Annotated in this window: 31 protein-coding genes; 17 read left to right on the top strand and 14 right to left on the bottom strand. The window is 52.9% G+C overall.

The genetic code is table 11. The features are described 5' to 3' along the window. The first annotated feature begins 34 nt into the window (after positions 1 to 34). Genes NM686_RS19495 through NM686_RS19485 form a run of 3 tightly spaced genes read left to right on the top strand, consistent with a single transcriptional unit; the run spans position 35 to position 2,489 of the window. Positions 35 to 889, top strand: coding sequence for a GNAT family N-acetyltransferase (locus NM686_RS19495; protein ID WP_255189484.1), 855 nt, complete (start codon positions 35 to 37; stop codon positions 887 to 889). Continuing rightward, positions 890 to 2,020 (top strand): metal-dependent hydrolase, encoded by a 1,131-nt coding sequence (locus tag NM686_RS19490; protein WP_255189483.1) that lies wholly within the window; start codon positions 890 to 892, stop codon positions 2,018 to 2,020. 52 nt (positions 2,021 to 2,072) lie between these two features. Next, a complete protein-coding gene (locus tag NM686_RS19485; RefSeq protein WP_255189482.1) occupies positions 2,073 to 2,489 on the top strand; it encodes a lysozyme inhibitor LprI family protein in 417 nt (138 codons plus the stop codon). A gap of 175 nt (positions 2,490 to 2,664) precedes the next feature. On the opposite strand, the gene NM686_RS19480 is transcribed toward NM686_RS19485, so the two are convergent. The 14 genes from NM686_RS19480 to NM686_RS19420 all read right to left on the bottom strand — a co-directional run bounded on the left by NM686_RS19480 (position 2,665) and on the right by NM686_RS19420 (position 11,426). Next, on the bottom strand, positions 2,665 to 2,904 hold the full coding sequence (locus NM686_RS19480; RefSeq protein ID WP_255189481.1) for an LPXTG cell wall anchor domain-containing protein: 240 nt from the start codon (positions 2,902 to 2,904) through the stop codon (positions 2,665 to 2,667). Positions 2,905 to 2,937: 33 nt separating this feature from the next. Beyond that, complete coding sequence (locus tag NM686_RS19475) at positions 2,938 to 3,273, bottom strand: hypothetical protein (RefSeq protein WP_255189480.1); 336 nt, start codon at positions 3,271 to 3,273, stop codon at positions 2,938 to 2,940. Between the two features lie 105 nt (positions 3,274 to 3,378). Next, positions 3,379 to 3,654: an HU family DNA-binding protein gene (locus NM686_RS19470; protein WP_255189479.1), complete on the bottom strand. Its 276-nt coding sequence runs from the start codon at positions 3,652 to 3,654 to the stop codon at positions 3,379 to 3,381. A gap of 238 nt (positions 3,655 to 3,892) precedes the next feature. Continuing rightward, on the bottom strand, positions 3,893 to 4,138 hold the full coding sequence (locus NM686_RS19465; RefSeq protein ID WP_255189478.1) for an EexN family lipoprotein: 246 nt from the start codon (positions 4,136 to 4,138) through the stop codon (positions 3,893 to 3,895). A gap of 195 nt (positions 4,139 to 4,333) precedes the next feature. Then, on the bottom strand, positions 4,334 to 4,960 hold the full coding sequence (locus NM686_RS19460; RefSeq protein ID WP_255189477.1) for a MarC family protein: 627 nt from the start codon (positions 4,958 to 4,960) through the stop codon (positions 4,334 to 4,336). Positions 4,961 to 5,069: 109 nt separating this feature from the next. Then, positions 5,070 to 5,393 carry a helix-turn-helix domain-containing protein gene (locus tag NM686_RS19455; RefSeq protein ID WP_255189476.1) on the bottom strand — a complete coding sequence of 108 codons (324 nt, stop codon included), beginning with the start codon at positions 5,391 to 5,393 and terminating at the stop codon, positions 5,070 to 5,072. Then, the gene (locus tag NM686_RS21845; RefSeq protein WP_407942365.1) at positions 5,368 to 5,469 is read right to left on the bottom strand and encodes a BrnT family toxin; all 102 of its coding nucleotides are present in this window, start codon (positions 5,467 to 5,469) and stop codon (positions 5,368 to 5,370) included. Before NM686_RS21845 ends, NM686_RS19455 begins: the two co-directional genes overlap by 26 nt. A 324-nt stretch (positions 5,470 to 5,793) precedes the next feature. Beyond that, positions 5,794 to 7,095, bottom strand: a complete 1,302-nt coding sequence (hisD, locus tag NM686_RS19450) for a histidinol dehydrogenase (RefSeq protein WP_255189475.1) — start codon at positions 7,093 to 7,095, stop codon at positions 5,794 to 5,796. A 4-nt stretch (positions 7,096 to 7,099) separates the two neighbouring features. After that, positions 7,100 to 7,726, bottom strand: coding sequence for an ATP phosphoribosyltransferase (gene hisG, locus NM686_RS19445; RefSeq protein ID WP_255189474.1), 627 nt, complete (start codon positions 7,724 to 7,726; stop codon positions 7,100 to 7,102). Positions 7,727 to 7,741: 15 nt separating this feature from the next. Then, positions 7,742 to 9,007: a UDP-N-acetylglucosamine 1-carboxyvinyltransferase gene (gene murA / locus NM686_RS19440; RefSeq protein ID WP_255189473.1), complete on the bottom strand. Its 1,266-nt coding sequence runs from the start codon at positions 9,005 to 9,007 to the stop codon at positions 7,742 to 7,744. Then, positions 9,000 to 9,347: an STAS domain-containing protein gene (locus NM686_RS19435; protein ID WP_255189472.1), complete on the bottom strand. Its 348-nt coding sequence runs from the start codon at positions 9,345 to 9,347 to the stop codon at positions 9,000 to 9,002. The genes murA and NM686_RS19435 overlap by 8 nt, the downstream gene beginning before the upstream one ends. Then, complete coding sequence (mlaD, locus tag NM686_RS19430; RefSeq protein ID WP_255189471.1) at positions 9,347 to 9,811, bottom strand: outer membrane lipid asymmetry maintenance protein MlaD; 465 nt, start codon at positions 9,809 to 9,811, stop codon at positions 9,347 to 9,349. The genes NM686_RS19435 and mlaD overlap by 1 nt, the downstream gene beginning before the upstream one ends. A gap of 1 nt (position 9,812) precedes the next feature. Further along, positions 9,813 to 10,595 carry a lipid asymmetry maintenance ABC transporter permease subunit MlaE gene (mlaE, locus tag NM686_RS19425; protein WP_255189470.1) on the bottom strand — a complete coding sequence of 261 codons (783 nt, stop codon included), beginning with the start codon at positions 10,593 to 10,595 and terminating at the stop codon, positions 9,813 to 9,815. A 12-nt stretch (positions 10,596 to 10,607) separates the two neighbouring features. After that, complete coding sequence (locus tag NM686_RS19420) at positions 10,608 to 11,426, bottom strand: ABC transporter ATP-binding protein (RefSeq protein WP_255189469.1); 819 nt, start codon at positions 11,424 to 11,426, stop codon at positions 10,608 to 10,610. Positions 11,427 to 11,623: 197 nt separating this feature from the next. Between NM686_RS19420 and NM686_RS19415 the strand changes: the two genes are divergently transcribed. From NM686_RS19415 to NM686_RS19350, 14 genes are all read left to right on the top strand, one after another. Continuing rightward, positions 11,624 to 12,544, top strand: coding sequence for a KpsF/GutQ family sugar-phosphate isomerase (locus tag NM686_RS19415; protein ID WP_269023008.1), 921 nt, complete (start codon positions 11,624 to 11,626; stop codon positions 12,542 to 12,544). Between the two features lie 10 nt (positions 12,545 to 12,554). Then, entirely contained in the window at positions 12,555 to 13,088 is a 534-nt protein-coding gene (gene kdsC / locus NM686_RS19410; RefSeq protein ID WP_255189468.1) for a 3-deoxy-manno-octulosonate-8-phosphatase KdsC, read from the top strand. After that, a complete protein-coding gene (gene lptC / locus NM686_RS19405; protein WP_255189467.1) occupies positions 13,085 to 13,651 on the top strand; it encodes an LPS export ABC transporter periplasmic protein LptC in 567 nt (188 codons plus the stop codon). The genes kdsC and lptC overlap by 4 nt, the downstream gene beginning before the upstream one ends. Next, complete coding sequence (gene lptA, locus NM686_RS19400) at positions 13,638 to 14,141, top strand: lipopolysaccharide transport periplasmic protein LptA (RefSeq protein ID WP_255189466.1); 504 nt, start codon at positions 13,638 to 13,640, stop codon at positions 14,139 to 14,141. The genes lptC and lptA overlap by 14 nt, the downstream gene beginning before the upstream one ends. A 1-nt stretch (position 14,142) precedes the next feature. Beyond that, positions 14,143 to 14,868, top strand: a complete 726-nt coding sequence (lptB, locus tag NM686_RS19395; RefSeq protein ID WP_255189465.1) for an LPS export ABC transporter ATP-binding protein — start codon at positions 14,143 to 14,145, stop codon at positions 14,866 to 14,868. Positions 14,869 to 14,880: 12 nt separating this feature from the next. After that, on the top strand, positions 14,881 to 16,320 hold the full coding sequence (locus NM686_RS19390) for an RNA polymerase factor sigma-54 (protein ID WP_255189464.1): 1,440 nt from the start codon (positions 14,881 to 14,883) through the stop codon (positions 16,318 to 16,320). Between the two features lie 41 nt (positions 16,321 to 16,361). After that, entirely contained in the window at positions 16,362 to 16,652 is a 291-nt protein-coding gene (gene hpf / locus NM686_RS19385) for a ribosome hibernation-promoting factor, HPF/YfiA family (protein ID WP_255189463.1), read from the top strand. 50 nt (positions 16,653 to 16,702) lie between these two features. After that, positions 16,703 to 17,563 (top strand): RNase adapter RapZ, encoded by an 861-nt coding sequence (gene rapZ / locus NM686_RS19380; protein WP_255189462.1) that lies wholly within the window; start codon positions 16,703 to 16,705, stop codon positions 17,561 to 17,563. A gap of 32 nt (positions 17,564 to 17,595) precedes the next feature. Beyond that, complete coding sequence (mgtE, locus tag NM686_RS19375) at positions 17,596 to 18,954, top strand: magnesium transporter (RefSeq protein WP_255189461.1); 1,359 nt, start codon at positions 17,596 to 17,598, stop codon at positions 18,952 to 18,954. A 75-nt stretch (positions 18,955 to 19,029) separates the two neighbouring features. Further along, entirely contained in the window at positions 19,030 to 19,770 is a 741-nt protein-coding gene (gene minC, locus NM686_RS19370) for a septum site-determining protein MinC (RefSeq protein ID WP_255189460.1), read from the top strand. A gap of 21 nt (positions 19,771 to 19,791) precedes the next feature. Beyond that, positions 19,792 to 20,604 (top strand): septum site-determining protein MinD, encoded by an 813-nt coding sequence (gene minD / locus NM686_RS19365; protein WP_255189459.1) that lies wholly within the window; start codon positions 19,792 to 19,794, stop codon positions 20,602 to 20,604. Beyond that, positions 20,604 to 20,858, top strand: coding sequence for a cell division topological specificity factor MinE (minE, locus tag NM686_RS19360; RefSeq protein ID WP_255189458.1), 255 nt, complete (start codon positions 20,604 to 20,606; stop codon positions 20,856 to 20,858). The genes minD and minE overlap by 1 nt, the downstream gene beginning before the upstream one ends. A gap of 79 nt (positions 20,859 to 20,937) precedes the next feature. Next, positions 20,938 to 21,135 (top strand): winged helix-turn-helix domain-containing protein, encoded by a 198-nt coding sequence (locus NM686_RS19355; protein WP_255189457.1) that lies wholly within the window; start codon positions 20,938 to 20,940, stop codon positions 21,133 to 21,135. 237 nt (positions 21,136 to 21,372) lie between these two features. Then, complete coding sequence (locus NM686_RS19350) at positions 21,373 to 24,153, top strand: glycosyltransferase (RefSeq protein WP_255189456.1); 2,781 nt, start codon at positions 21,373 to 21,375, stop codon at positions 24,151 to 24,153. The last annotated feature ends 2 nt before the right edge of the window (positions 24,154 to 24,155 follow it).

The raw sequence follows: 24,155 nt of genomic DNA, 5'->3' as shown, positions 1-24,155 counted from the left end.
TAGTTTTTTAGACAGTTACTTACCAGGAGCTACAGTGGATAGTCAGCATTACCAGATTCGTAACATGACCCATGATGAAGTGAGCTTGGCCATTGATTGGGCGGCCAGTGAAGGTTGGAACCCAGGCTTACAAGATCAGGACAGTTTCTTTGCGGCGGATGAGACAGGCTTTTTGCTTGGCCTGTTGAACGGCAATCCGATTGCCTGCATTTCCGCGGTGAAATACGAGCATGATTTTGGTTTCATTGGGTTTTATCTAGTCAAGCCCGAGTTTCGTGGCCATGGTTATGGCCTCAAAATATGGCAAGCCGCCATGAATGCGCTTGCCGGACGGACGGTTGGGCTGGATGGCGTGCTGAGTCAACAGGACAACTACAAAAAGTATGGCTTCCAGTTAGCCTATCCAAACATCCGCTATCAAGGCCTATCGGCCGTATTCAGCGTTCCGCCATCCAGCGCCGTCGTCGAACTACTGTCCCGCAATGAGGAAGAGATCAATCAGTTTGATCGACACATCTTTTCAAAAGCACGTCGCGTCTTTTTGGCGAACTGGCTCAGACAGCCGGGATCTACCGCATTGGCTTACCTCGAAGATAATCGGCTGGCAGGCTACGGCGTGGCGAGACCATGCCGAGTGGGTTACAAAATCGGTCCCTTGTTCGCCAAAACCCCGGAGCAGGCCGAACAATTGTTTTTGTCTTTAATCTCATCATTACCGCACCGCACGAGCTACTTTCTCGATATTCCTTCTATCAATTCGCACGCCGTTGATTTGGTTAATCGCCATGCCATGCAACCGGTTTTCGAGACGGCTCGGATGTATTTAGGTCAGGCGCCGGCGGTTCCCATTGAATACGTTTATGGTGTGACCAGTTTTGAATTAGGTTGAGTGCCTATCCAGGAGGCAAAGCTGTTAGCCGCCACCCATGCCGCCTTTTCCACCGTGCTGTATCTGGGCGGCGCGGCGGTGTTCGAGTACCAGGCGGAACCCGTGGACTGGGCGCTGGCCGTGCTGTTCTCCTTCATGCCCGATATCGACATCCCCACCTCGCGGGTAGGCCGACCGCTTTTTTTTCTCTCGGTGCCGCTGGAAAAACGCTTCGGCCATCGTACTATCACCCATTCCTTTATCGGCTTTGGCGGCCTGGCCGTGCTGCTGTCGCCGCTGTATTTTTCCCATCCCGCTTATTTTTGGGCGATGCTCGGCGGCTACTGGTCGCACATCCAGATCGACATGGGCAACATCCGCGGCGTGGATTTGTTCTGGCCATCGCCGATCCGCGTGGTCATGCCCGGCAAGATCAAATACCGGCTGGAAGTCGGCAGCAAGGCGGAAATGATCCTGTTGTGCGCGCTGCTGGTGTTCTGCGTCGGACTGTATCCCATCAGCAATATGGGCCTGCGCGGCGGCCTGCATCAATTGCTCAAGGACTTCGATATCGCCTACGACGAGTTCGTCGAGGTGCAAGGGACGCATTGGTACACGCTGGAACTCAAAGCCATCGACAACCTGACCCTGGAGCATATCGAATGCACCTGCCCGGTGCTGGGCGCCTGGCAGAACGGCCTGATCGTCGACTACCACGGCAAGGCCCGCTCGGTGGGCAAGAGCCAGATGCACCACAACCTGTACCCGATCGATGCGGTGCTGATCCAGGGCGAGCCGTTACGCGTGATCTCGCAGCGGGTGAACCTGCAAGGTCGCTCGTTGCGCTGGCTGGTCGACCACCTGCAAGCCAGCCACGCCTATTACCTGCTGGGCGAGCTCTACGTCGACGCCGACAAGGTGGTCAACGTCAGCCAGATCGAAACCTACCATCCGGTGCTGTGGGGCGGCGACAAGGTCAAGCTGCATTACGCCAAGGTCGAGGACTTGCGCGACTACCTGAACCTGACCGCAATCCGGGGCGAGGCAGTGGTGCAGTTTTGGCTTTGGCCGGGGGATGAGGCGGTGGAGTTGAGGTTTGATGGCGGGACGGGCAAGGTCGAGACGCCGGGTGTGTTGGAGGGGATGTTTTAATAAACAGGGATATAATTATCTTCAGCATCATACAAAAATAAGACTTACTTCGATGAATTTTCAAATGACAGATCGAGCATACCGCGTCTGCGCCTTGTTGCTGCTATTGAGTCAATCGGCTTCTGCCGCCGATGCCGAACTTAATCCTGAGTTTTCCATCTGCATGGACCAGTCTGGGGGCGGAACGATGAGCATGATCGACTGCATGGGTCAGGAAAGTGAACGTCAAGATGTCAGGCTTAATCGAGTCTACAAGACTTTGATGGACACACTTCCGGCAACGCGTAAAACAGCCTTGCGAGATGCACAACGGGCTTGGCTGAAATACCGGGAGGCGAACTGCGATTTTTACTACGAACCCGATGGTGGAACGATGGCTCGTCTACAAGTCAACGATTGTTTCATGACCGAAACGGCCAAACGAGCGAAGGAACTTGAGGATATTCAGTCGATGAAAGAACATTTATGAGATTGATCAGTATTGACAATTCATAGTCGCAAGGGGATTAGCTGGCGAAGGAAACTCACCGATAGGTGGCAATTATGGGCTTCGCGTTGTCAAGCACACTTCTGAGTTCCTGCGATAAGCTATATCAAGCATACGCATACGCTTTTTAAACCCACTTTCGCGAAGACCAACGCCCTCAATAACGCCGGCTTTCCAGGATAAATCCGATCAATGAGTTGAAAATCGGAATATCAAACAAGGTGCCGGCAATAAAAATCAAGCCCAGCACCAGCCAGAAATGGCCCACATTTATGGCGCCCTGTCCTTCAAAACGGCCGTACTGGGTGTGTGAGGAGCGTTTTCTTTTGATGGAAAAATACCCGCTGCCGGCCAATAGCACGCCAAACAATAAACCGAACCATTCGCTCGCTTGCATCTGCTTACATTCCCCCGAGCGGACAAAACCGCTCTAACCGATACCCAGTTTTTGGGACAGGTCTGCCTTTTGTTTTTCGAGCTTTGAAAGCTTCCTTTTCAGGCTATTGATTTCTTTGTTTACTGTCAGCAGTTCATGTTCAAGCGCCTGCCTTTTCAAGTAATCATCGCCATATAATGCCTGGGCCAATGCCTGTACTTCCTTTCTGAGTAACTTGTAATAAGGATTTCCATGCGCGTAATTGAGCCGATATTGCAATTTGCCTTGTTTGATGGAATGAATGATTTCTTGTTCGGAAAGGCCAAACTCCTTGCACGCGTTATTGAGGCTTAGAGTTGATCCTTGTTTAGTCCAGGCGGAGTCTGTCATCGGTTTGGTTTAGGATGGTCACAGCATTCGGAAAAAATAGTAGGTTAAGCCTTTAGGGCAAGAATGCAATAGCTCGAATGGCGTAACCGTTTTTCTTTCGCGGCTTTATCCGTTGACAGCTTCCTTCAAGGCCTTGCCAGGTTTGAAACTCGGCACGGTCGCCGCCGCTATGGTGATTTCGGCGCCGGTTTGTGGATTGCGGCCTTTGCGTTCGCCTCGGTGTTTGAGTTCAAACGTGCCAAACCCCACCAAGGCTACGCTATCGCCTTGTTTCAGTGTGTTTTCGATGCTATGGATCAAGCCGTCCAAGGCTTTGCCGGCCTCGGCTTTGGTCAGATTGGCGTGTTGGGCAATGCTATCGATCAATTCGGATTTGTTCATCGTGACTCCTTTTGGTCAAAAATGGCGGATTATGGCACTGATTCCGGCTGACATTGATCGCCAGTCCTTGCCATTATGCCGCCAACGGGTCGGGGATTCGTAGCCCAACGCATCGTTTCCATGCTGTTCGCCGAAAAAAATCCAGCATAAAGCCGGATATGAGAAGGATATTACGCGCATACCAAGCTAAACCTGCCATCGGGCAGGTTGGGTACTATCGAGAAACGGGCTGAAAGGATTAGTTGCCGCCTTTGAAGCTGATTTCCAAGGCGTGTAAGGCGTTGACGCAGTTTGGCGTGGACTTCAGGCTGGGCGTGTTGTAGCACACTCTATTTTGTTGACGGGCCTCTTGAATATTGGCGACGTACCAGGCAACTGACTTGGCGTCTTCGTTGGTTTCGCCGGCAATGCTACTGTTGAACATCGCTAAGCCGACCAAGGCCAGCGTAAGGATGGACATTGAGGTAACCACGGATTTTTTCATGCTTTCATTCCTTAAAAAATGGATTTGAACTTACCCTGTTACGTTCCCCCAACGAACGAGCGCGTTTAATTTATCAGAACGGTTTTGGCGCCAAAATGCGGTGCATTGCCGCGCGGCGGGTTGTCGCAGCGCTGAATGCGGAAGATAGTGCCGACGCTTTGGCGTCGGGCCGTTTTCAAATCCAAGCCGCCACATCTAAATTCTAAGGAACAATGCCGTCGCGCCATTCGCAATGAATTCGACGGCGATCGAAGTCAATAACAACCCCATGACCCGCGTGACGACGTTCATGCCGGTTTGGCCCATGATGGCGACGATGCGCGGTGCCAGTAGCAGGGTAACCAGTACGATCAAGCTGACCGATACAATGACCGTGCTGAACAGCAGGTAGTGGTTCAGCGATAAATCGCGATGGGCATAAACGATGGTTGTACTGATGGCGCCGGGTCCCGCCAGTAGTGGCATGGCCAGCGGCACCACCGCCACTGATGTTTTGTCGTAGGATTCTGCCTCTTCTTCCGGCGTGTGGCGCGAACGGTCGTCACTGACCCGCAACATCGAAATGCCCATCAACAGCAGCAACAAACCACCGGCAACGCGGAACGCCGGCAACCCGATACCGAAGAAACGCAGGATAGGTTCGCCAGCCAGTAGCGAAGTCAACAGCACCATTGCCACGGCAAACGCTGTCGATATTGCTGTCTGCCGACGCTCGGCCGGAGTTTTGCGCGCAGTCAAGGACAGATAAATCGGCATCGCGCTGATCGGATTCACCACCGAAACCAAACCGGCCAACAGTTGTACATATTCGTTCCAATTCATTAAGCCTTTCCTATCTATGGCTGATAAAGTCCTCGCGTAGGTCAATGCAGGAGCGATTGCCGAGGACGAGCAAAGAAAAGTATCGCGGCTGTCGGTCCGCGAACCAACATCAATCCAATGTTGCCAGCGCCGCTTCGGGCGCTTTATCCAGCGCTTTGAGCAATGCTTTGGCCGCGCCGGTGGGCGAGCGTTTGCCTTGTTCCCAGTTGCGTACGGTTTCCAGAGATACATCGATGCGCTGGGAAAATTCCGCTTGGCTCAGACCCCGGTGTTTACTCACGCTGCGGGCAAATCGCGCGGAGTCCAGCATGGCATTGGTTTCATCCTGGGCGATGTGTCGGACAATATCGGCTTCCGTCGTAGCGTCGACACGCGCGGGATCGATGCGTCCAATATCAGAATCAGCCTCAATCGTTACGTGTACTGTTTTCATAGTGTTTAATCTCGCGTTGATTGGCTTTCCGGGTCGAGATAATACGAATGGCGTCTTGACGAGGCGTGTAAACCACGACGAACAGGCGGTGTTGAAGCGCTGATACCGATCTTCACCATAACAGCGTCGATTGTCGGCACGAACCAGGCGATTGCGATCAAAAAATGCCCTGGCTGCATAAGCGGAATCGAATCCGCGTTCACGGAAACAGCTTTCACTCTTGGCATCGTCTCATTCGAAATTCATGGTACGAGTGTGGGTCATTGGCCTAGGGTTGGCAAGCTCAAGGCGGCTCTGGCGAGGTTAAAATATGGGCAATTATTGAGTGCGCGGGGGAGTACGAAAGGTCTCGGTAAGTCGGAAAAGCTTGCGCGCATTCCTGCCTATGCCAGTTTGGTGATTAAATTCTAAATTCCGCCGACCGCGCATGCGCCGTCAACCCTTCACCTCGCGCCAGTACCGAAGCCACTTTGCCCAATTCAGATGCACCTTTAGCTGAACAATTGATCAAACTGCTGCGTTTTTGGAAATCGTAAACCCCCAGCGGCGATGAATATCGGGCGGTGCTGGAGGTCGGCAGCACGTGGTTGGGGCCGGCGCAGTAATCGCCCAAGGCTTCGGCGGTGTAGCGGCCCATGAAGATGGCGCCGGCGTTGCGGATTTGTGCGCACAGGGCCTCCGGGTCGGCTACCGACAATTCCAAATGCTCGGGTGCGATGCGGTTGGCGACTTCGGCGGCTTCGGACAAGTTTGCAACTTTGATAAACGCACCGCGACCCGTCATTGACGCGCGGATGATGTCGGCGCGCTCCATTTCCGGCAGTAGTTTGTTGATGCTGATTTCTACTTGATTCAGAAATTCGCCGCTGTTGCTGATCAGGATGGACTGGGCGTTCTCGTCGTGTTCGGCTTGCGAGAACAGGTCCATCGCAATCCAGTCGGGGTTGGTCTGTCCATCGCAGATGATCAAGATCTCCGAAGGACCGGCGATCATGTCGATGCCGACCTGGCCGAATACCAGTTTTTTGGCGGTGGCGACATAGATATTGCCGGGGCCGACGATTTTATCCACCGCCGGCACGGTCTCTGTGCCATAGGCCAGCGCCGCCACTGCTTGGGCGCCGCCGATCGTGAAGACTCGATCTACACCGGCGATATAAGCCGCCGCCAACACCATCGCGTTGGTTTCACCGCGTGGCGTCGGCACCACCATGATCAGTTCGCCGACGCCGGCAACCTTGGCCGGTATCGCGTTCATCAATACCGACGATGGGTAAGCCGCCTTGCCGCCCGGCACATACAGCCCGGCTCTATCCAACGGGGTGACTTTTTGCCCCAATAAGCTGCCATCGGCTTCGGTGAATTGCCAGGATTGCAGTTTTTGATGCTCGGCATAGGCGCGGACGCGGTCGGCGGCCGTTTGCAGCGCCTGGGCTTGATCAGCGGGCAGGCTATCCCAGGCTTGTTGCAGCACGGCTTTGCTCAATTCCAGCTCGGTGCCGGTGTTGAAGTGGGTATGGTCGAAGCGGTTGGTGTAGTCGATCAATGCCGCGTCGCCGCGTTGGCGCACGTCGGCGATGATGTCCAGTACTCGCTTGTGGATTTCCAAATCTTCGCTGGCGTCCCATGCCAAACGCTGTTTCAGCTGGGCGTTGAAATCGGCGGAAGAGCTATCGAGTCTGAGCATGTTGATCGCAGTCATGGGATTATCGTTGTGCTAAGGTGGTTTCGAACTGATCTATCAGGGCCTGAATGGCTTGATGCTTCATCTTCATCGCCGCCTTGTTGACGACCAGGCGCGAGGTGATGTTGGCGATCAGTTCGCGCGGTTCCAGGCCGTTGGCTTTCAAAGTGTTGCCGGTATCGACCAGATCGACGATGCAGTCGGCCAGGCCCACCAGCGGCGCCAATTCCATCGAACCATAAAGCTTGATGATTTCGGCTTGAATCCCTAAATCGGCGAAATAACGTTGCGCGGTTTTGACATATTTGGTCGCCACCCGCAGCCGGCCCTTGACCGGTTGGACATTCACAGGGCCGGCGGTCATCAGCCTGCAGCCGGCTATGCCTAAGTCGAGCGGTTCGTACAAGCTTTCGGCGCCATGCTCCAACAACACATCCTTGCCGGCTATGCCCAGGTCCGCCGCGCCGTATTCGACGAAAGTCGGCACGTCGGTGGCGCGGATGATGACCAGTTGTACATCGGGTCGTGTGGTTTGCAAAATCAATTTGCGGCTCTTGTCCGGATCGTCGATCGGCGTGATGCCGGCTTGCTGCAAAAACGGCAGGGCTTCTTCGTATATCCGCCCTTTGGATACGGCAATTGTCAACATGATGCTGTGGCTAATTTAGTTGGGCACGCGGCGGATGGTGGCGCCGAGTTGGGTCAGTTTTTCTTCGATATGGTCGTAACCACGATCGATGTGATAAATCCGATCGACCAAGGTGTCGCCGTCGGCTACCAGGGCCGCAAGCACCAGGCTGGCCGAGGCGCGTAAATCGGTTGCCATGACCGGCGCGCCAGTCAGTCTATTGATGCCGGTGATGATCGCGGTATTGGATTCCAGCTTGATTTGCGAGCCCATGCGCTGCAGCTCTTGCACGTGCATGAAACGATTTTCGAAAACGGTTTCTGTGATCAGGCCCACGCCTTCCGCCACGGAGTTCAATGCCGTGAATTGGGCTTGCATGTCGGTCGGGAAGGCGGGATAAGGCGCGGTACGCACGGTGACAGCCTTGGGGCGCTTGCCGTGCATGTCCAGTTCGATCCAGTTGTCGCCGGTGGTAATGTCGGCACCGGCTTCCCTGAGTTTGTCCAATACCGCATCCAGCGTGTTTGGGTCGGTATTTTTCAATTTGACCCGGCCGCGGCTGATCGCGCCGGCTACCAAATAGGTGCCGGTTTCGATGCGGTCAGGCAGAATGTCGTAATGCAGGCCGGGCACGCCGAGCTTTTCCACACCTTCGACCGTCAGAATGTCGGTGCCGATACCGGTGATTTTGGCCCCCATCTTGTTTAGAAAATGCGCTAAGTCGCTGACTTCCGGTTCCTTGGCGGCGTTTTCGATGATGGTGGTGCCTTCGGCCAGCGTGGCGGCCATCAGGATATTCTCGGTGCCGGTCACGGTGATCTTGTCCAACACCAGGCGGCAACCCTTCAGGCGCTTGACCTTGGCGTGAATGTAACCGGCTTCGACCTGGATGTCGGCGCCCATTTTGATCAAGGAGTCGATGTGGATGTCGACCGGTCGCGTGCCGATCGCGCAGCCGCCGGGTAGCGAAACGTGGGCTTCGCCGAAACGGGCCAGCAATGGCCCCAACACCAAGATCGAAGCCCGCATGGTTTTAACCAATTCATACGGCGCTTCGTATTTATCGATGCTGTTGGAATCGACTTCGATGTTCATTTTTTCATCGACCAACAGCTTGACGCCCATTTGGCCGAGCAGTTCCAGCGTGGTGGTGATGTCGTGCAAATGCGGAATGTTGCCGACGCTAACCGGTGCTTCGGACAGCAGCGTGGCGGCCAAAATCGGCAGGGCGGCATTTTTGGCGCCGGAAATTCTCAATTCGCCATCGAGCGGTTGGCCGCCGGTAATCAGTAATTTATCCATGGATATTGTTTACAGTGTTGGGGGCAGGTCTGGAAGAACTGCCGGAGTAGTATTCTGTTTCGTCAAAACCGCTCAGCTTGGCCAGGGCCAGGAGTTGGTCGGGTATGTTTTTGAAGCGTAACTGGGCTCTTATCATGCGGCTTTGCTTGATCCATTCGATCATCAAGGCCAGGCCGGCACTGTCGGTGGTGCCGACTTTCGCCAGGTCGATGCAAATGGTATCGATTCCCTTCAGAAATTTGAAGGATTTCAGGGTTTCCTTGTCGATGCTGGCGAAGGTCAGATTGCCTTCCACCGTGAAATGCCCCGGCGATTGCTCGATCAAGCTCAATTTGGCCATTATTTGCCATCTGCCTTGTTCATCATGAACTTGCCTATCATTTCTTCCAGCACGATCGCGGAGCTGGTGATGTCGAGCACGCTCTTGTCATGCAAGAATTCTTCCGAGGAGCCGGGATCGATGTTGATGTACTGTTCGCCCAGCAAGCCGGCGGTATAAATGCTGGCGCCGGAATCGACCGGCAAGTTGTCGTATTGCGATTCGATACGCATTTCGACGACGGATTCGTGCGAATCCTTGTCCAGTCGGATCGAGGACACGCGGCCTATGCGCACGCCGGCGACCGAAACCGGAGATTTGACTTTCAGGCCGCCGGAATTTTGAAAATGGGCGATCACCGTATAGCTGTCATTGCTGGTGTAAGTACCGAGATTGCTGACTTGCAGGGCCATGTAAAACAAGGCCGCAATGCCTGATGCGACGAACAGGCCAACCAGGGTGTCCTGAGTCTTGGAATGCTGCATGTTAAATATCTCCAAACATGAGAGCGGTTAAGATGAAATCGAGTCCGAGTACGGAAAAAGCGGAGTTCACCACGGTACGGGTGGTGGCGCGACTGACGCCTTCGGAGGTCGGAATGGCATCGTAACCTTCGAACAAGGCGATCCATGACACGACGAAGCCGAACACGATGCTCTTGATGATGCCGTTGACGATGTCTTCATGAAAGTCGATGCTGGCTTGCATTTGCGCCCAGAACGCGCCGTCATCGACGCCCAGCATGCCCACGCCGACCAAGTGCCCGCCCATTACGCCGATTGCGCTGAACAGCGCTGATAACAATGGCATGGATAAAAAACCGGCCAAAAAGCGCGGCGAGACGATGCGATAGATGGGGTCGACCGCCATCATTTCCATGCCGGACAGTTGTTCGGTGGCTTTCATCAGGCCGATTTCGGCGGTCAGTGCCGAGCCTGCGCGGCCGGCGAACAACAAGGCCGACACTACGGGGCCCAGTTCGCGCACCAGCGAGGCGGCGACCATGACTCCGAGCGATTCTTCGGCACCGAAGTCGGACAAAATGTTGAATCCTTGCAGTCCCAATACCATGCCGACGAACAAGCCGGAAATACTGATGATCAGGAATGACAGCACACCGACCGAATATATTTGTTTGACCAGCAAATTGGGGCGAGGCAGGATTTCACGGATGCCGGCCAAGGCATGCAGCAGGAAAAATGAGCCGCGGCCCAGCTTGGCAAAGCTGTGTCGGGTGGTTTTTCCCAGTTGTTCTAGGTATTCGAGCATGGTGTGATCGTTTCAGCGAGTGGTCAGTAAATCGTCCAGATAATCCTTGGCTGGATAGTGGAAATGCACGGGTCCATCCGCGTCGCCGTTCATGAACTGTTGCACCCAGGCCGAGTCGGATTGCGCCAATTGGGCCGGCGTGCCCTGGCCAACGATCTTGCCGTCGGATAGCACGTAGATGTAGTCGGCAATGGCGGCAGTCTCTTGCACATCGTGGGAAACGATGATGCTGGTCAATCCCAGCGTGGTGTTCAGTGATTTGATCAAGTGCACCAATGCGCCCATCGATATGGGGTCCTGGCCGGTAAAGGGCTCGTCGTACATGATCATCAACGGGTCCAGCGCAATCGCGCGCGCCAAGGCCACCCGTCTGGCCATGCCGCCGGATAATTCACTGGGCATCAGATGGCGGGCGCCGCGCAAGCCGACGGCTTGCAGTTTCATGAGCACCAGCGTGCGTATCATCGATTCCGGTAAATGGGTGTGTTCGCGAAGCGGGAAGGCGACGTTGTCGAAAACGTTCATATCCGTCAGTAACGCGCCACTCTGAAACAGCATGCCCATGCGCTTGCGCAAGGTATACAGTTCCTTGGTTTTCAGACGATGCACGTTCTGGCCATCCACGCGAATTTCTCCCGCGTCGGGGTAAAGCTGGCCGCCGATCAATTTCAACAGCGTGGTTTTTCCTGTGCCACTTGGCCCCATGATCGCAGTGACTTTGCCGCGCTGAATGTCGAGGCTGATGTCGTCGAATATTTTTCGTTTCCCGCGGGAAAAACTCAGGTTTTTAATGCTGACGATCTGGTGTGTCGAGCTTGCGCTATTAGGCATCTGCCGAGATTACAAGAATTTTTTGCTTTGAAGCGGGGTATTTTGTATGAGTCATCGCGAATAAGTCAATGACTCAGGATGAAAACCTGCATCAGAACATGCAATAATGATTCCTTTTTTAATTTTGTGATGAGGTGGTGGAGTTGGTGCGCGATCAGGATATACAGGCATTGGCTGTCGCGGTGATTCAAACCGAGATGCAGGCCATCGCCAAATTGGCTGAACGCATCGATGAGCATTTCGTCGAAGCCTGCCACTTGCTGTTGGCTTGCAAGGGGCGGGTGGTGGTCACCGGGATGGGTAAATCCGGCCATATCGCCGGAAAGGTTGCCGCTACCTTGGCAAGCACCGGAACACCGGCTTTTTTTGTGCATCCTGGAGAGGCCAGTCATGGCGATCTGGGCATGATTACCCGGCAGGATGTGGTATTGGCCTTGTCGAATTCCGGCAATACCGAAGAAATCTTGACGATTTTGCCTATCATTAAGCGGTTGGGCGTACCTTTGATTGCCATGACCGGTAATCCTGAATCTACCCTGGGGCGACTGGCGACCGTGCACATTCATGTTGGTGTCGAACAGGAGGCGTGTCCGTTGGGATTGGCGCCGACTTCGAGTACCACGGCGGCTCTGGTGATGGGGGATGCTCTGGCGGTATCGTTGTTGCAGAAAAAAGGTTTTACCCGTGACGATTTTGCCTTGTCTCATCCCGGTGGCAGCTTGGGTAAGCGTTTGTTGCTGCAAGTCTGTGACATCATGCATCGCGGCGATGAAGTGCCCATGGTGGCTGACACGGTGCTGGTTAGCGAAGCATTATTGGAAATGACCGAGAAAAAGTTGGGCATGACGGCGGTAGTCGACCACAATCGGCATGTGGCGGGGATTTTTACCGATGGCGATCTTCGGCGCATGCTGGAAAAAAACCTGGATGTACATGCGACCCGGGTTTGCGATGTGATGACACGGCCTTGCAAGGTGATTCAAGCCGATATTCTGGCGGCCGAAGCCATGCAAATCATGGAGGCAAAAAAGATCAACGCCCTATTGGTCGTCGATGAAAATAAAAATTTGCAAGGCGCATTAAATATGCATGATTTATTACGTGCCGGTATTGTTTGAGGTGGTCCGCATGTTGGGTTTGACTCAAGAGCAACAAGATAAAATCAAGGCGTTGAAGCTGTTGATTCTGGATGTCGATGGCGTCTTGACGGACGGGCGTCTGTTTTTCGATGATCAAGGCAGGGAATACAAATGTTTTCATGCGCGCGATGGGCATGGCATTAAATTGCTCAGGCAGACGGGTGTCGAGGTGGCGGTCATTTCCGGGCGCAAATCCAATTCGGTGGCGCTCAGGATGCAAAGTCTGGGGGTCGAACAGGTCTATCAGGGGCATGAAAACAAGCGGGCCGCATTCGCCGAAATTCTGCAAAATCTGAATTTGAGCTCCGTGCAAGTGGCTCATGTCGGCGATGATGTATTGGATTTGCCGATCATGGTTCAAGCAGGCTTTGCTGTCGCCGTGGCCGACGCGCATTTTGCGGTCAAACAACGCGCCGATTGGTGTACGCAAACGCCAGGCGGACTGGGCGCCGTGCGTGAGGTATGCGACTTGATCATGCAGGTGCAAGGTACGTTTGATCTGACGCTGCAAGCCTATTTATGACTTTTTGGGATAAATACCAACTTTATGTCTATGTGGCGCTGGCTGTCTTACTGAGCTGGTGGTTGCAGCAGTTGTACGAGCAGCACGAAATGGAAATGAAAGTGGCGGAAAACAGCCCGGACTTTTTTAGCACGGGTTATTACAAGAAAGAAATGGACCTGGACGGAAAGCCAAAAAGCGAATTGAAAGCCGATAAAATGCAGCATTTCAAGCAGGATGGCAGCACGCATCTGGATAGGCCGGTGATGACCTTATACAACCCCAATGCCGCGCCGTGGGTGATACAGTCCGACACCGGCATCATGGCGGCCGATGGCGATAATTTACAATTGAACGGGCAGGCGCTGATCGATCGCGAAGCCTCTGAAAATAATTCGGCTTTGACGGTGAAAACATCGGATTTACGCGTCAAATTGTCGACCAATTACGCGGAAACCTCGGCCTGGGCTGAAATCATCAGCCCCCCCAATCAGACGTCTGGCACAGGGATGCAGGTGACTTTTGTGAGTCCCATACACTTGAAATTATTGTCCAAAGTAAAAGGGCGTTATGAGATTAAGTAAATTCATAGGTTTGATTTTTGCGCTGTTATCGGCGCATCCCGCGCTTGCGCTGGAGACCGACTCCGAGCAACCCGTGTACATCGATTCGGACAATGCCGTCTATGATGAAAAAGCGGAAGTCAGTACTTATACTGGTAATGTGGTGGCGACCCAAGGTAGTATCAGAATCGATGCGGACAAATTGGTGGTTTATTTGAAGGATGGCGCCATTACCAAACTGGTGGCGACGGGTAATCCGTCACGATTCGAGCAATTGCCGGCGGTCGGTAAGGAAAAAATGTACGGAGAGGGCTTAATCAATGAATTTTACCCTGATAAAAACCTGTTGATCTTCATGAAAAAGGCGTCGGTTTGGCAAGGCGATGCCAAGCAATCGAGCGAATATATCGAATACGACACCAAAAACTCGTTGCTCAAGGCCGGTGAACCCAGTTCGGACGGCAAGCGCGTCCATTCGGTGATCAAGCCCAAGGCAAAGACGGCTAAGTGATATGGCGCGATTGAGTGCGGAGCAACTTTTCAAGGGCTATCACCGGCGTAATGTCGTCAATGGTGTGAGTTTGAATGTCAATACCGGCGAGGTAGTCGGTTTGTTGGGGCCGAATGGAGCCGGCAAGACCACCAGTTTCTACATGCTGGTTGGCTTGGTCAAGGCGGATGCCGGCGAAATTTATTTGGATGATCAACGAATTACCCATCATCCCATGCATAGGCGCGCGCGGCTAGGCATTGGTTATTTGGCGCAGGAGGCTTCCGTATTTCGCAAATTGAGCGTCGCCGATAACTTGCGCGCGGTTCTACAGATACGGGATGATTTGACCGATGGGCAGATCGAATTGATCATCGATGAACTGCTCGGCGAATTCGGCATCGGTCATTTGCGCGAACAACTGGCGATGGGCTTGTCCGGGGGGGAGCGGCGGCGGGTTGAAATCGCCAGGGCCCTGGCATCCGAGCCGCAATTCATCTTGCTGGATGAGCCTTTTGCCGGCGTTGACCCGATTTCGGTGCTCGATCTGCAAAAGATCATTGCGCATTTGAAAGATCGAGGCATAGGCATATTGATTACCGAGCACAAAGTAAGGGAAACACTGGAAATCTGTGATCGGGGCTATATTTTGAATGGTGGCCGGGTGATTGCGGAAGGCCGGTCGCGGGAACTGGTCGACAATGAGGAAGTCCGCCGCGTGTATTTGGGCGAGACATTTAGCTTATAGGATTGAGTGGTTATGAAGCAATCTTTACAACTCAGAATCGGGCAAAGCCTGACAATGACGCCGCAGTTGCAGCAGGCGATCAAGTTGTTGCAAATGTCGACTTTGGATTTGCAGCAGGAGATCCAGCAGGCGCTCGAGTCCAACATGATGCTGGAAGCGGAAGAAGAGGATTTGCCGACTCTGGAATATCGGGAAAAGAAAACCGAAAACACCGATCAAGTCACTAGCGAAGGCTCGCAAACCGATTTGCCGGATGAGTTGCCGGTCGATGTCAGCTGGGACGATGTCTATGAAAGCATGCTGCCGGTTGGTGGCGATGATGCGGCGGACAGCGCCGAGTTCGAGACTTTTCGCGGCAAGGCGCAAACCTTGCAGGACCATTTGATTTGGCAACTGGAACTAACCCACGTTTCGGAGCGTGACTACGCGATTGCGGTGGCCATCATCGATGCGATCAATGACGATGGCTATGTTGCCATGGACCTGAACGAGATTCATCAGGGTTTATTGGAGCAACTGGACGACGTGGAAATGGATGAGGTGCGGGCAGTGTTGCACATGGTTCAGAATTTCGATCCGGTGGGGGTTGCCGCTCTGGACTTGGCCGATTGCCTGCGTTTGCAGCTGCAGCAATTACCGGACGATACGCCGTATAAGGCAGACGCCTTGGAGTTTGTGTGCAGGCATCTGGAATTATTGGCGACTTGCGATCAAAATCGTTTGATGAAGCGGGTCGGCTTTAGCGAGGCGCAGTTGAAAGGCGTGCTGGCGCTGATCAGAACGCTAGATCCCAAGCCCGGCGCGCGCTTGCAGGAAGCCGACGTCGAGTATGTCGTGCCCGACGTCTTCGTCACCAAGGTCAAGGACCAATGGCAAGTGACCTTGAATCCGGATATCGCGCCCAAGCTGCGTATCAACCCGTTCTATTCCGGCATGATCAAACGTGCCGATAATAGCCAGGACAATGTCAGCATGAAAAACCATCTGCAGGAAGCGCGCTGGTTCATCAAGAGTTTGCACAGTCGCAACGACACCTTGCTGCGGGTCGCGAAAAGTATCGTCGAAAAACAGGGCGATTTTTTCGAACATGGCCCGATCGCGATGAAGGCCATGGTGCTGAGGGACATTGCCGAAGAATTGAGTTTGCACGAATCCACGATTTCCCGCGTCACCACGCAAAAATACATGCATACGCCGCAAGGCGTGATCGAATTTAAATATTTCTTCTCCAGTCATGTCGGCACGGACGGGGGGGGCGAGTGCTCGGCTACGGCGATAAGGGCACTGATAAAAGAGTTGGTCGGCAACGAAAATCCGGCCAAACCATTAAGCGATAGTAAAATATCCGACTTATTGAATGAGAAGGGCATCCAAGTGGCGCGTCGCACCATTGCCAAATATCGCGAAGCCATGTCGATTCCTTCGACCAGCCAGCGGAAAAGGCTAATTTAATCCCATCAGGAAGTACATTTTCTATAAACAGGAGTATTCCCATGCAAGTCAGTATCACAGGTCATCACGTAGAAGTCACCGAGGCATTGAAGGCCTATGTCGAGGAAAAAATCAGCAAAATCAAACGTCATTTCGACAATGTGGTGGATGTTCACGTCATTTTGACTGTTGAAAAGCTGCAGCAAAAAGCCGAAGCGGCCGTGCAAATCAGCGGCGCCAAGCTTTATGCAGAAGACACCCAGGAAGATATGTATGCGGCGATCGATTTCATGGTCGACAAGCTTGACAGGCAAATCGTCAAGCATAAAGAAAAAATCCAAAACCATCGTTAACTAGCCGCTAAACATGGCAGGGTGGCTCTAGTTACCCTGCCTACGAATTTATGAAACTGGTCATCGTCAGCGGCCTATCGGGCTCGGGAAAAAGTATCGCTCTGGATACACTGGAAGATTGCGGTTATTACTGCATCGATAACTTGCCCGTGGCCTTGCTGCAGAATTTCATTGACCATGTCATGCTGGAGGATAACAGGGAAACCTATAAAAAAACCGCCATCGGCATTGATGCGCGCAATCAAACCGAAAAACTGGCGGCTTTTCCGGAGATCCTCGAATCCATTCGGCATAAAGGTGTTGACTGCCAGGTGGTCTATATGCAGGCCGAGGAAAAAATCATCCTCAAACGCTATAGTGAAACCCGGCGCCGGCATCCTTTGACCACGGCGCAAAGGCCTCTGCGCGAGGCGCTGAATATTGAGCAGGATGTGCTGCGTCCGGTCGCGGCCCATGCGGATGTCGTCATCGATACCAGCTATACCCACTACCATCAGCTGCGCGACTTGTTGAAGAACCGGCTGGGGGAAAAGGGTAAAAACAATTTATCGATTTTGTTTCAGTCGTTCGGTTTTAAATATGGCATTCCACTGGATGCTGATTTCGTATTCGATGCCCGCAGTTTGCCGAATCCCTATTGGGTGCAGGAATTACGCGGGCTCAATGGACAGGATCAGCCTGTCATCGACTTTTTGCGGCATGAAACCGTCGTCAGCGAGTTTTTGCAGGATATAAGCGGTTTCATAGAGCGCTGGGCGCCCCGATTCGAGTCGGATAACCGCAGTTATCTGACGATTGCGATAGGCTGCACGGGCGGGCAACACCGCTCGGTTTTTCTGGTGGAAGAACTCGGCAAACATTTTCGAGGCATCATTCCGAACGTGATTGTTCGGCATCGCGAGATGCGTTAATTGGCGCTTGAGCCATCTATTTCTAATTTTCTATGACGTCAACTTTACAACAAGAAAACAGTAAGCAACTCGTCGACAGGGCAATCGAAGTGCTGGCTAAAGGTTCTCAAGTCGCGGTTAGAGATTTCGTGCGCTCGCTCTATCCCGCCGAGACCGCGCATGTCCTGGAATCCTTGGGGCCGGAGCAGCGGACCAAGATTTGGTCGGTGATTCCGCCCAGCGTAATGGGTACGATATTGGTCGAAGTCAACGTCGATGTGGGCAGTTTTCTGTTGAAAATCACCGACAGAAAGGACCTCATCGCGGCGAGCGAGAATTTGGGTTCGGATAAAATGGTCGACTTATTGCATGTGTTACCCGAACCCTTATTGTCGCAAGTGATTGAGACGATCGGTACGAATAATCGCGCCCAATTCGAGCAATCGTTACGTTATGACGAACATACGGCCGGCGGCATGATGTCGCAAGAGTTATTGACAGTGCGGGGCGATGTGACCCTGGATGTGGCCGCGCGCTACCTCAGGCTGCGGGGCAAAATTCCAGCCACGATCGATAGCTTGATCGTCGTCGATCGTAAAGAGCAATTTCAAGGCCTATTACCGCTCAGCCAGTTTTTGTCTCACGATCCGCACAAGAAAGTGGCGGAAGTGATGGATGCCAAGGCTACAACCATTTCCTACCGCATGCCTACTCGCGATGTGGCGGTGTTGTTCGAACAGCGTAAATTACTGTCGGTACCTGTATTGGCGGACGATGGAAAAGTGATCGGTCTCATTACGGTAGATGACGTGGTGCCCGTCATCCGAGCCGAGGCCGAGCATTCCCTGATGGGAATGGCTGGTTTGACCGAAGAACACGATATGTTTGCGCCGGTCATGACGAGCGCCAAACGGCGCGCCGTTTGGTTGGGCATCAATTTGTTGACGGCGTTTCTGGCCGCCTGGGTCATCGACTTGTTTGAAGATGCGATTCAGCAAATCGTGGCGCTGGCCGTGTTGATGCCTATCGTCGCCAGCATGGGAGGGATAGCTGGTAGTCAAACCCTGACCCTGGTGATACGGGGCTTGGCATTGCGGCAAGTTTCGGCCGGCAACACGGTGAGTCTGTTTTTCAAGGAAATTTCCGTAGGCCTGGTGAATGGTTTGATATGGTCGGTGGTCGTGGCCAGTGTCGCGGCGTTCTGGTTTCACGACGTGCATTTGGGCTTTTTACTAGGTGCCGCGATGATGATCAATTTGGTCTGCGCCGCCCTTTCGGGCGTGGCTATTCCGGTCGCCTTGGATCGCATGGGGATAGACCCTGCATTGGCGGGCGGGGTGCTGCTGACGACGGTGACCGATGTGGTCGGCTTCATGGCGTTTTTGGGCTTGGCAACCCTGTTCCTGCTCTAACTGTCTATATGCTTTTCCTGGTGGAAAATGATAGTATTTGCCACGTTAAAATAGCTGGTTCTGTTTGAAAACTCTATGTCAACCGAGGCCCCTTCCTTGCAAAAAGTCGTTCTAGAGTTTAAAAGCACGTCATTGACTGTGCCGGTGCTATTGTTGAACAGTAATGATGTCGAGCAAATTCAGCAACAGCTGCTCGAGAAAGTCGCGCAAGCGCCGGATTTCTTCAGGAATTCGCCGTTGCTGATCGATTTGCAGAAGCTCAACAACCAAAACCTGGATATCAATGTTCCTGCCTTGATTGCGCTGGTGCGTAAGCAAGCATTCATGCCGATCGGAATTCGTGGCGGAACGGAAAAACAGAATCAAGACACTTTGGCGCTGAATCTTCCGGTTCTTTCCATGCATGGCGTCAATAGCGCGATGCCTGAAAAACCGGCACCCAAAACATTGCCAGTGCCTGATGCGGAAGAAATAAAGCAATCAGAGCCCCTCGTCGAAAACAAATTGATTACGCAACCCGTTCGTTCCGGGCAACGCGTTTATGCCAAAGGCGATTTGATCGTAACGGCTACCGTCAGCGCAGGCGCTGAAATCATGGCCGAAGGCAACATACATGTTTATGGCACGTTGCGGGGACGGGCGTTGGCCGGAGTTTTGGGCAATGTCGAGAGCCGGATTTTTTGTTCTGACCTGCAGGCTGAGTTGATTTCAATTGCAGGCATTTATCAACTCAGCGATGATTTAAGCCCGGAAACAGCGCATAAGCCAGTCCAAATCAGTTTGGATAATCAAACACTTATTATTAAAGATATTTAAGCTTTTCTCGGAGGAACAACTTTGGCCAGAATAATCGTCGTAACGTCAGGAAAAGGTGGCGTGGGTAAGACCACAACCAGCGCGGCTATCGCAATGGGCCTGGCAAAGAGAGGCCATAAAACCGCGGTTATCGATTTTGATGTGGGTTTACGTAATCTTGATTTGATCATGGGTTGCGAGCGTCGAGTCGTCTATGATTTGGTTAACGTCATCAATAACGAGGCGACCCTGAAGCAGGCATTGATCAAGGACAAACGTTGCGATCAACTTTATATATTGCCCGCTTCGCAAACCCGCGACAAAGATGCGCTGACCACCGAAGGCGTGGGCAAAATCCTCGAAGAATTGGCAAAAGATTTTAAATACATCGTTTGCGACTCGCCGGCCGGCATCGAGCGTGGTGCTACCTTAGCCATGTATTTTGCCGACGACGCCTTTGTCGTGACCAATCCGGAAGTGTCCTCGGTGCGTGATTCCGATCGCATGTTGGGCATATTGGCCAGTAAATCGCGCCGCGCCGAAAGAGGCGAAGAACCGATTAAGGAATATTTGCTATTGACGCGCTACTCGCCTGATCGAGTGAAGCTCGGAGAAATGCTGAGCGTGGACGATGTCCAGGAAATTTTGTCGCTACATTTGTTGGGGGTGATTCCGGAGTCAAAATCGGTCTTGAATGCATCCAACTCGGGAACGCCGGTTATCTTGGACGAGCAAAGCGATGCGGGTCAAGCTTATCAAGACATCGTCGCGCGCTATTTAGGTGAGAATAAACCTCACCGTTTCATTGAGGAAGAGAAGAAAGGCTTGTTTAGCAAGTTATTCGGGAGTAAGTGATGAGTCTCTTGGATTATTTCAGGTCATCGAAACCCAGTTCCGCCTCGTTGGCGAAGGAACGGTTGCAGATTCTGGTGGCGCACGAACGCGCGTCGCGAAACCAACCGTCCTATCTTCCGCAGTTACAGCAAGAGCTCTTGGCAGTCATTCAAAAATACGTTAACGTGGGCCAAGATGCCATTACGGTCAATTTTGAACAAGATGGTAATCAGGAAACACTTGAATTGAACATTGTGTTGCCAGAAGACCGGTAAACCGCGGTTACAAGACGACGACATGCCAAAGCGACTGTAGGCTGAAAAAGGTTTTTTTGCTGAAATGTGAGGTGTTGAAATGAGAGATGTAATTGGTGAAGCTGCCGGTAAAATCTGGCATTACCTGGATCAAAATGGTGAAGCCAGCGTCACTAAGATTACCACCGAGACTGGGCTGGGTAAAAATGAAGTCCAGCGTGCGATTGGGTGGTTGCTGAAAGAAGACAAGTTGAGCGTCGAAACGAGTGGTCGTGCCGAAACCTTGTCCTTGAAATAAGTTTTTCTTACCAAACCCCGCTTAAGCTTGGTCTAAGCAAGCCATAGCAAATTAGGGCTCTTGAAGTTCGATTTGCCAGTTGCTTTGGGCTCGCCGCGCGGGGTTTTTTATAGCCGCCGGTTAGCCGCGGCGCCAAATTATTAACGACAACATGAACATCGACTACAGTTATTGTCGATCAATTTTAAGTATCTTCTTTAATCTCGCCTCTTCCTGATCTGGAGTGTCTTGCTCGAAATGAAAGCAAAACTAGCTACTTTATTCACCGTGGTTTTTCTGGTGGCGGTCAACGTTGCCATCTGGTCCTACATCAACAACCCGCTGCATTTGCCGTCCTGGAGCAGTACGATGATGGGGGTGACGTATAACGGGACCCGCAAAGACTTTAATCCAGAAAAGAAAAACTATCCGACGCCCGCGCAAGTTCAAGAAGATTTGGAACTGTTGGCTGACAAAGTCCACTCGATCAGAACCTATACCTCTACCGAGGGCATGGAAGTCGTTCCCGAGCTTGCGGCGCAAAATCGCATCAATTTGGCGATGGGGGCCTGGATAGATTTATTTGACGACGACATTACCGAGCAAGACAGGCAAAAGTTCGAAGAAAAAAATCGCCGGGAAATCCAGAGCCTGATCAATCTGACCAATAATTACCCCAAGACCATCCTGCGTACATTGGTGGGCAACGAGTCCTTGCTCAGGGTGCGCGCCAAATTGGCCGGCCCCATTTCGGAACAGATTCGGGCGCAATACAAAGGCCAGCTGAGCGAGCAGGAAATCAAAGACAAGATCGAGGCCGAGGTCAAGGTCAAGGTCGCGGAAAAAGCCAATCAGTTGATTGAATATATCCGGGAAGTCAAAAAAAATACCTGGAAACCGGTCAGTACCTCGGAAACCTGGGATATCTGGGCCGCCAATCCGGCTTTGGTGGCTGAGGTCGATTATATCGGTGTGCACATCCTGCCCTATTGGGAGGGGGTGCCTGTCGATTTGCCCGAGGGGGCCGAGGGCGATGCCGCGGTAGACTATGTGTTCAAGCGTTTTTATGAATTGCAACAGCTCTACCCTAACAAACCTATCGTGATCACCGAGACAGGCTGGCCTTCAGACGGGCCGCCGCGAGGTGCGGCTAGCGCGTCGCTGATCAACGAAGCCAAGTTTTTACGGGCTTTCCTGAACCGGGCGACCGCGGAAAACATCATTTATTACGTGATCGAGGCCTTTGATCAGCCCTGGAAAATCGAGCTCGAGGGTACGGCCGGTGCTTACTGGGGTTTGTTCAATGCCGATCGCCAGCCCAAGTTTCCCATGGAGGGCGAAGTGGTCGCCAACCCGATGTGGCGCAACTTTGCCACCGGCGCGGCATTGCTGAGCATGATCTTGATGGCAGCGTTTTTATTCAAGCGCAAAAGCCTGAAACTGCCTGGCAAGTTGTTATTCGGCATCGTGGCCAATCTGGCGGCTTCGGTGTTGTTTTGGTCGGCCTCTATCGCGGCGGCCCAGTATCAGACCAGTTTTTCCGTGGTGTTCTGGAGCATTTTGCTGATGATGCAGGCCATGGCGATTTTGGTATTGCTGACCGAAAGCCTGGAGTTGGCGGAAGTATTGTGGCATCGAAAAGGCCGGCGCACCTTTCAGCCGCTAACCCCGTCGCCCGATTTCAAATATCCGAAAGTGTCCATTCATTTGCCGATTCATAACGAGCCGCCGGAAATGGTGCGCAAGACCTTGAATGCGCTGGCCAAGGTGGATTATCCAAACTACGAAGTGTTGGTGATGGATAACAACACCAAGGATCCTGCCGTCTGGATGCCGGTGCAAGAAGATTGCGATCGTTTGGGGGCGAAGTTCCGCTTTTTCCATCTGGATAATTGGCCGGGTTACAAGGCGGGCGCCATCAACTATGCCTTGGAAAATACCGCCGAAGACGCCGAAATCATTGCGGTCATCGACAGCGACTATATTCTGTCGCCGGATTGGCTGAAATGCATGGTGCCGTATTTCGATCAAGAAAATGTCGGCTTCGTGCAATCGCCGCAGGATTATCGCGATGCCCATCAAAGCACCTTCAAGGACATGTGCTATTGGGAATACGCCGGTTTCTTCAACATCGGCATGGTGCAGCGCAACGAATACAATGCCATCATTCAGCACGGCACGATGACGATGGTGCGCAAGTCGGCCTTCGAAAAAGTCGGGCCCTGGGGCGAATGGTGTATTTGCGAAGACAGTGAGCTGGGATTGCGCCTGTATGAAGCCGGTTACGATTCCGTTTATTGCAAGGAATCGTTCGGCCGCGGCTTGATGCCGGATACGTTCTCGGGCTACATGACGCAGCGTTTCCGCTGGGTTTATGGCGCGATGCAAATCATCAAAAAGCATTGGCGTCATTTCTTGCCGAACAAAAAGTCTGCGTTGACTCCGGCCCAGCGTTATTACTTTGTTGCCGGTTGGTTGCCCTGGTTTTCCGATGCGCTGGCCTTATTGTTCACGGGCGCCAGCTTGATACTGACCACGATGCTGGTATTGAATCCGCTGCACAGTGAATTGCCGATCAATGCCTTTTTATTGCCGACCATCGGCCTGTTTGCGTTCAAGGTGGGGCGTGGCTTGTGGCTTTATAAGGCGCGGGTGGCATGTTCGACCCTTCAAGCCTTGGGAGCGGCTTTGGCGGGTTTGTCCTTGACGCACACGGTGGCACGCGGGACCTTGCAAGGCCTGTTCACGTCCGGAAAGCCCTTCATGCGGACGCCGAAATACGAAGCGCAAGGTCCGTTGATTGCCGGTTTGCTGGTGATTTGGCAGGAGCTTTTGCTGCTGAGTTTGTTGATTGCGGGTATCGTCGCGATGCGTATGGAGCCGCAGTTCAATAATACTAGCGGTCATCTCTGGGTGGCGGTGTTGGCGGTGCAGGCAGTGCCGTATATGGCAACTTTCCTGACCATTCTGATCAGCGTGGCGCCTAATTATTTGCCGGGTAAAAAACTGGCGGCGGAAGAACTGGATGTCGACGAGTAAGC

This window comes from Methylomonas rapida (assembly GCF_024360925.2).
Classification (GTDB): domain Bacteria; phylum Pseudomonadota; class Gammaproteobacteria; order Methylococcales; family Methylomonadaceae; genus Methylomonas; species Methylomonas rapida.
The sequence above is the reverse complement of the archived record's forward strand: the minus strand, read 5'-3'. Positions and strand labels throughout refer to the sequence as shown.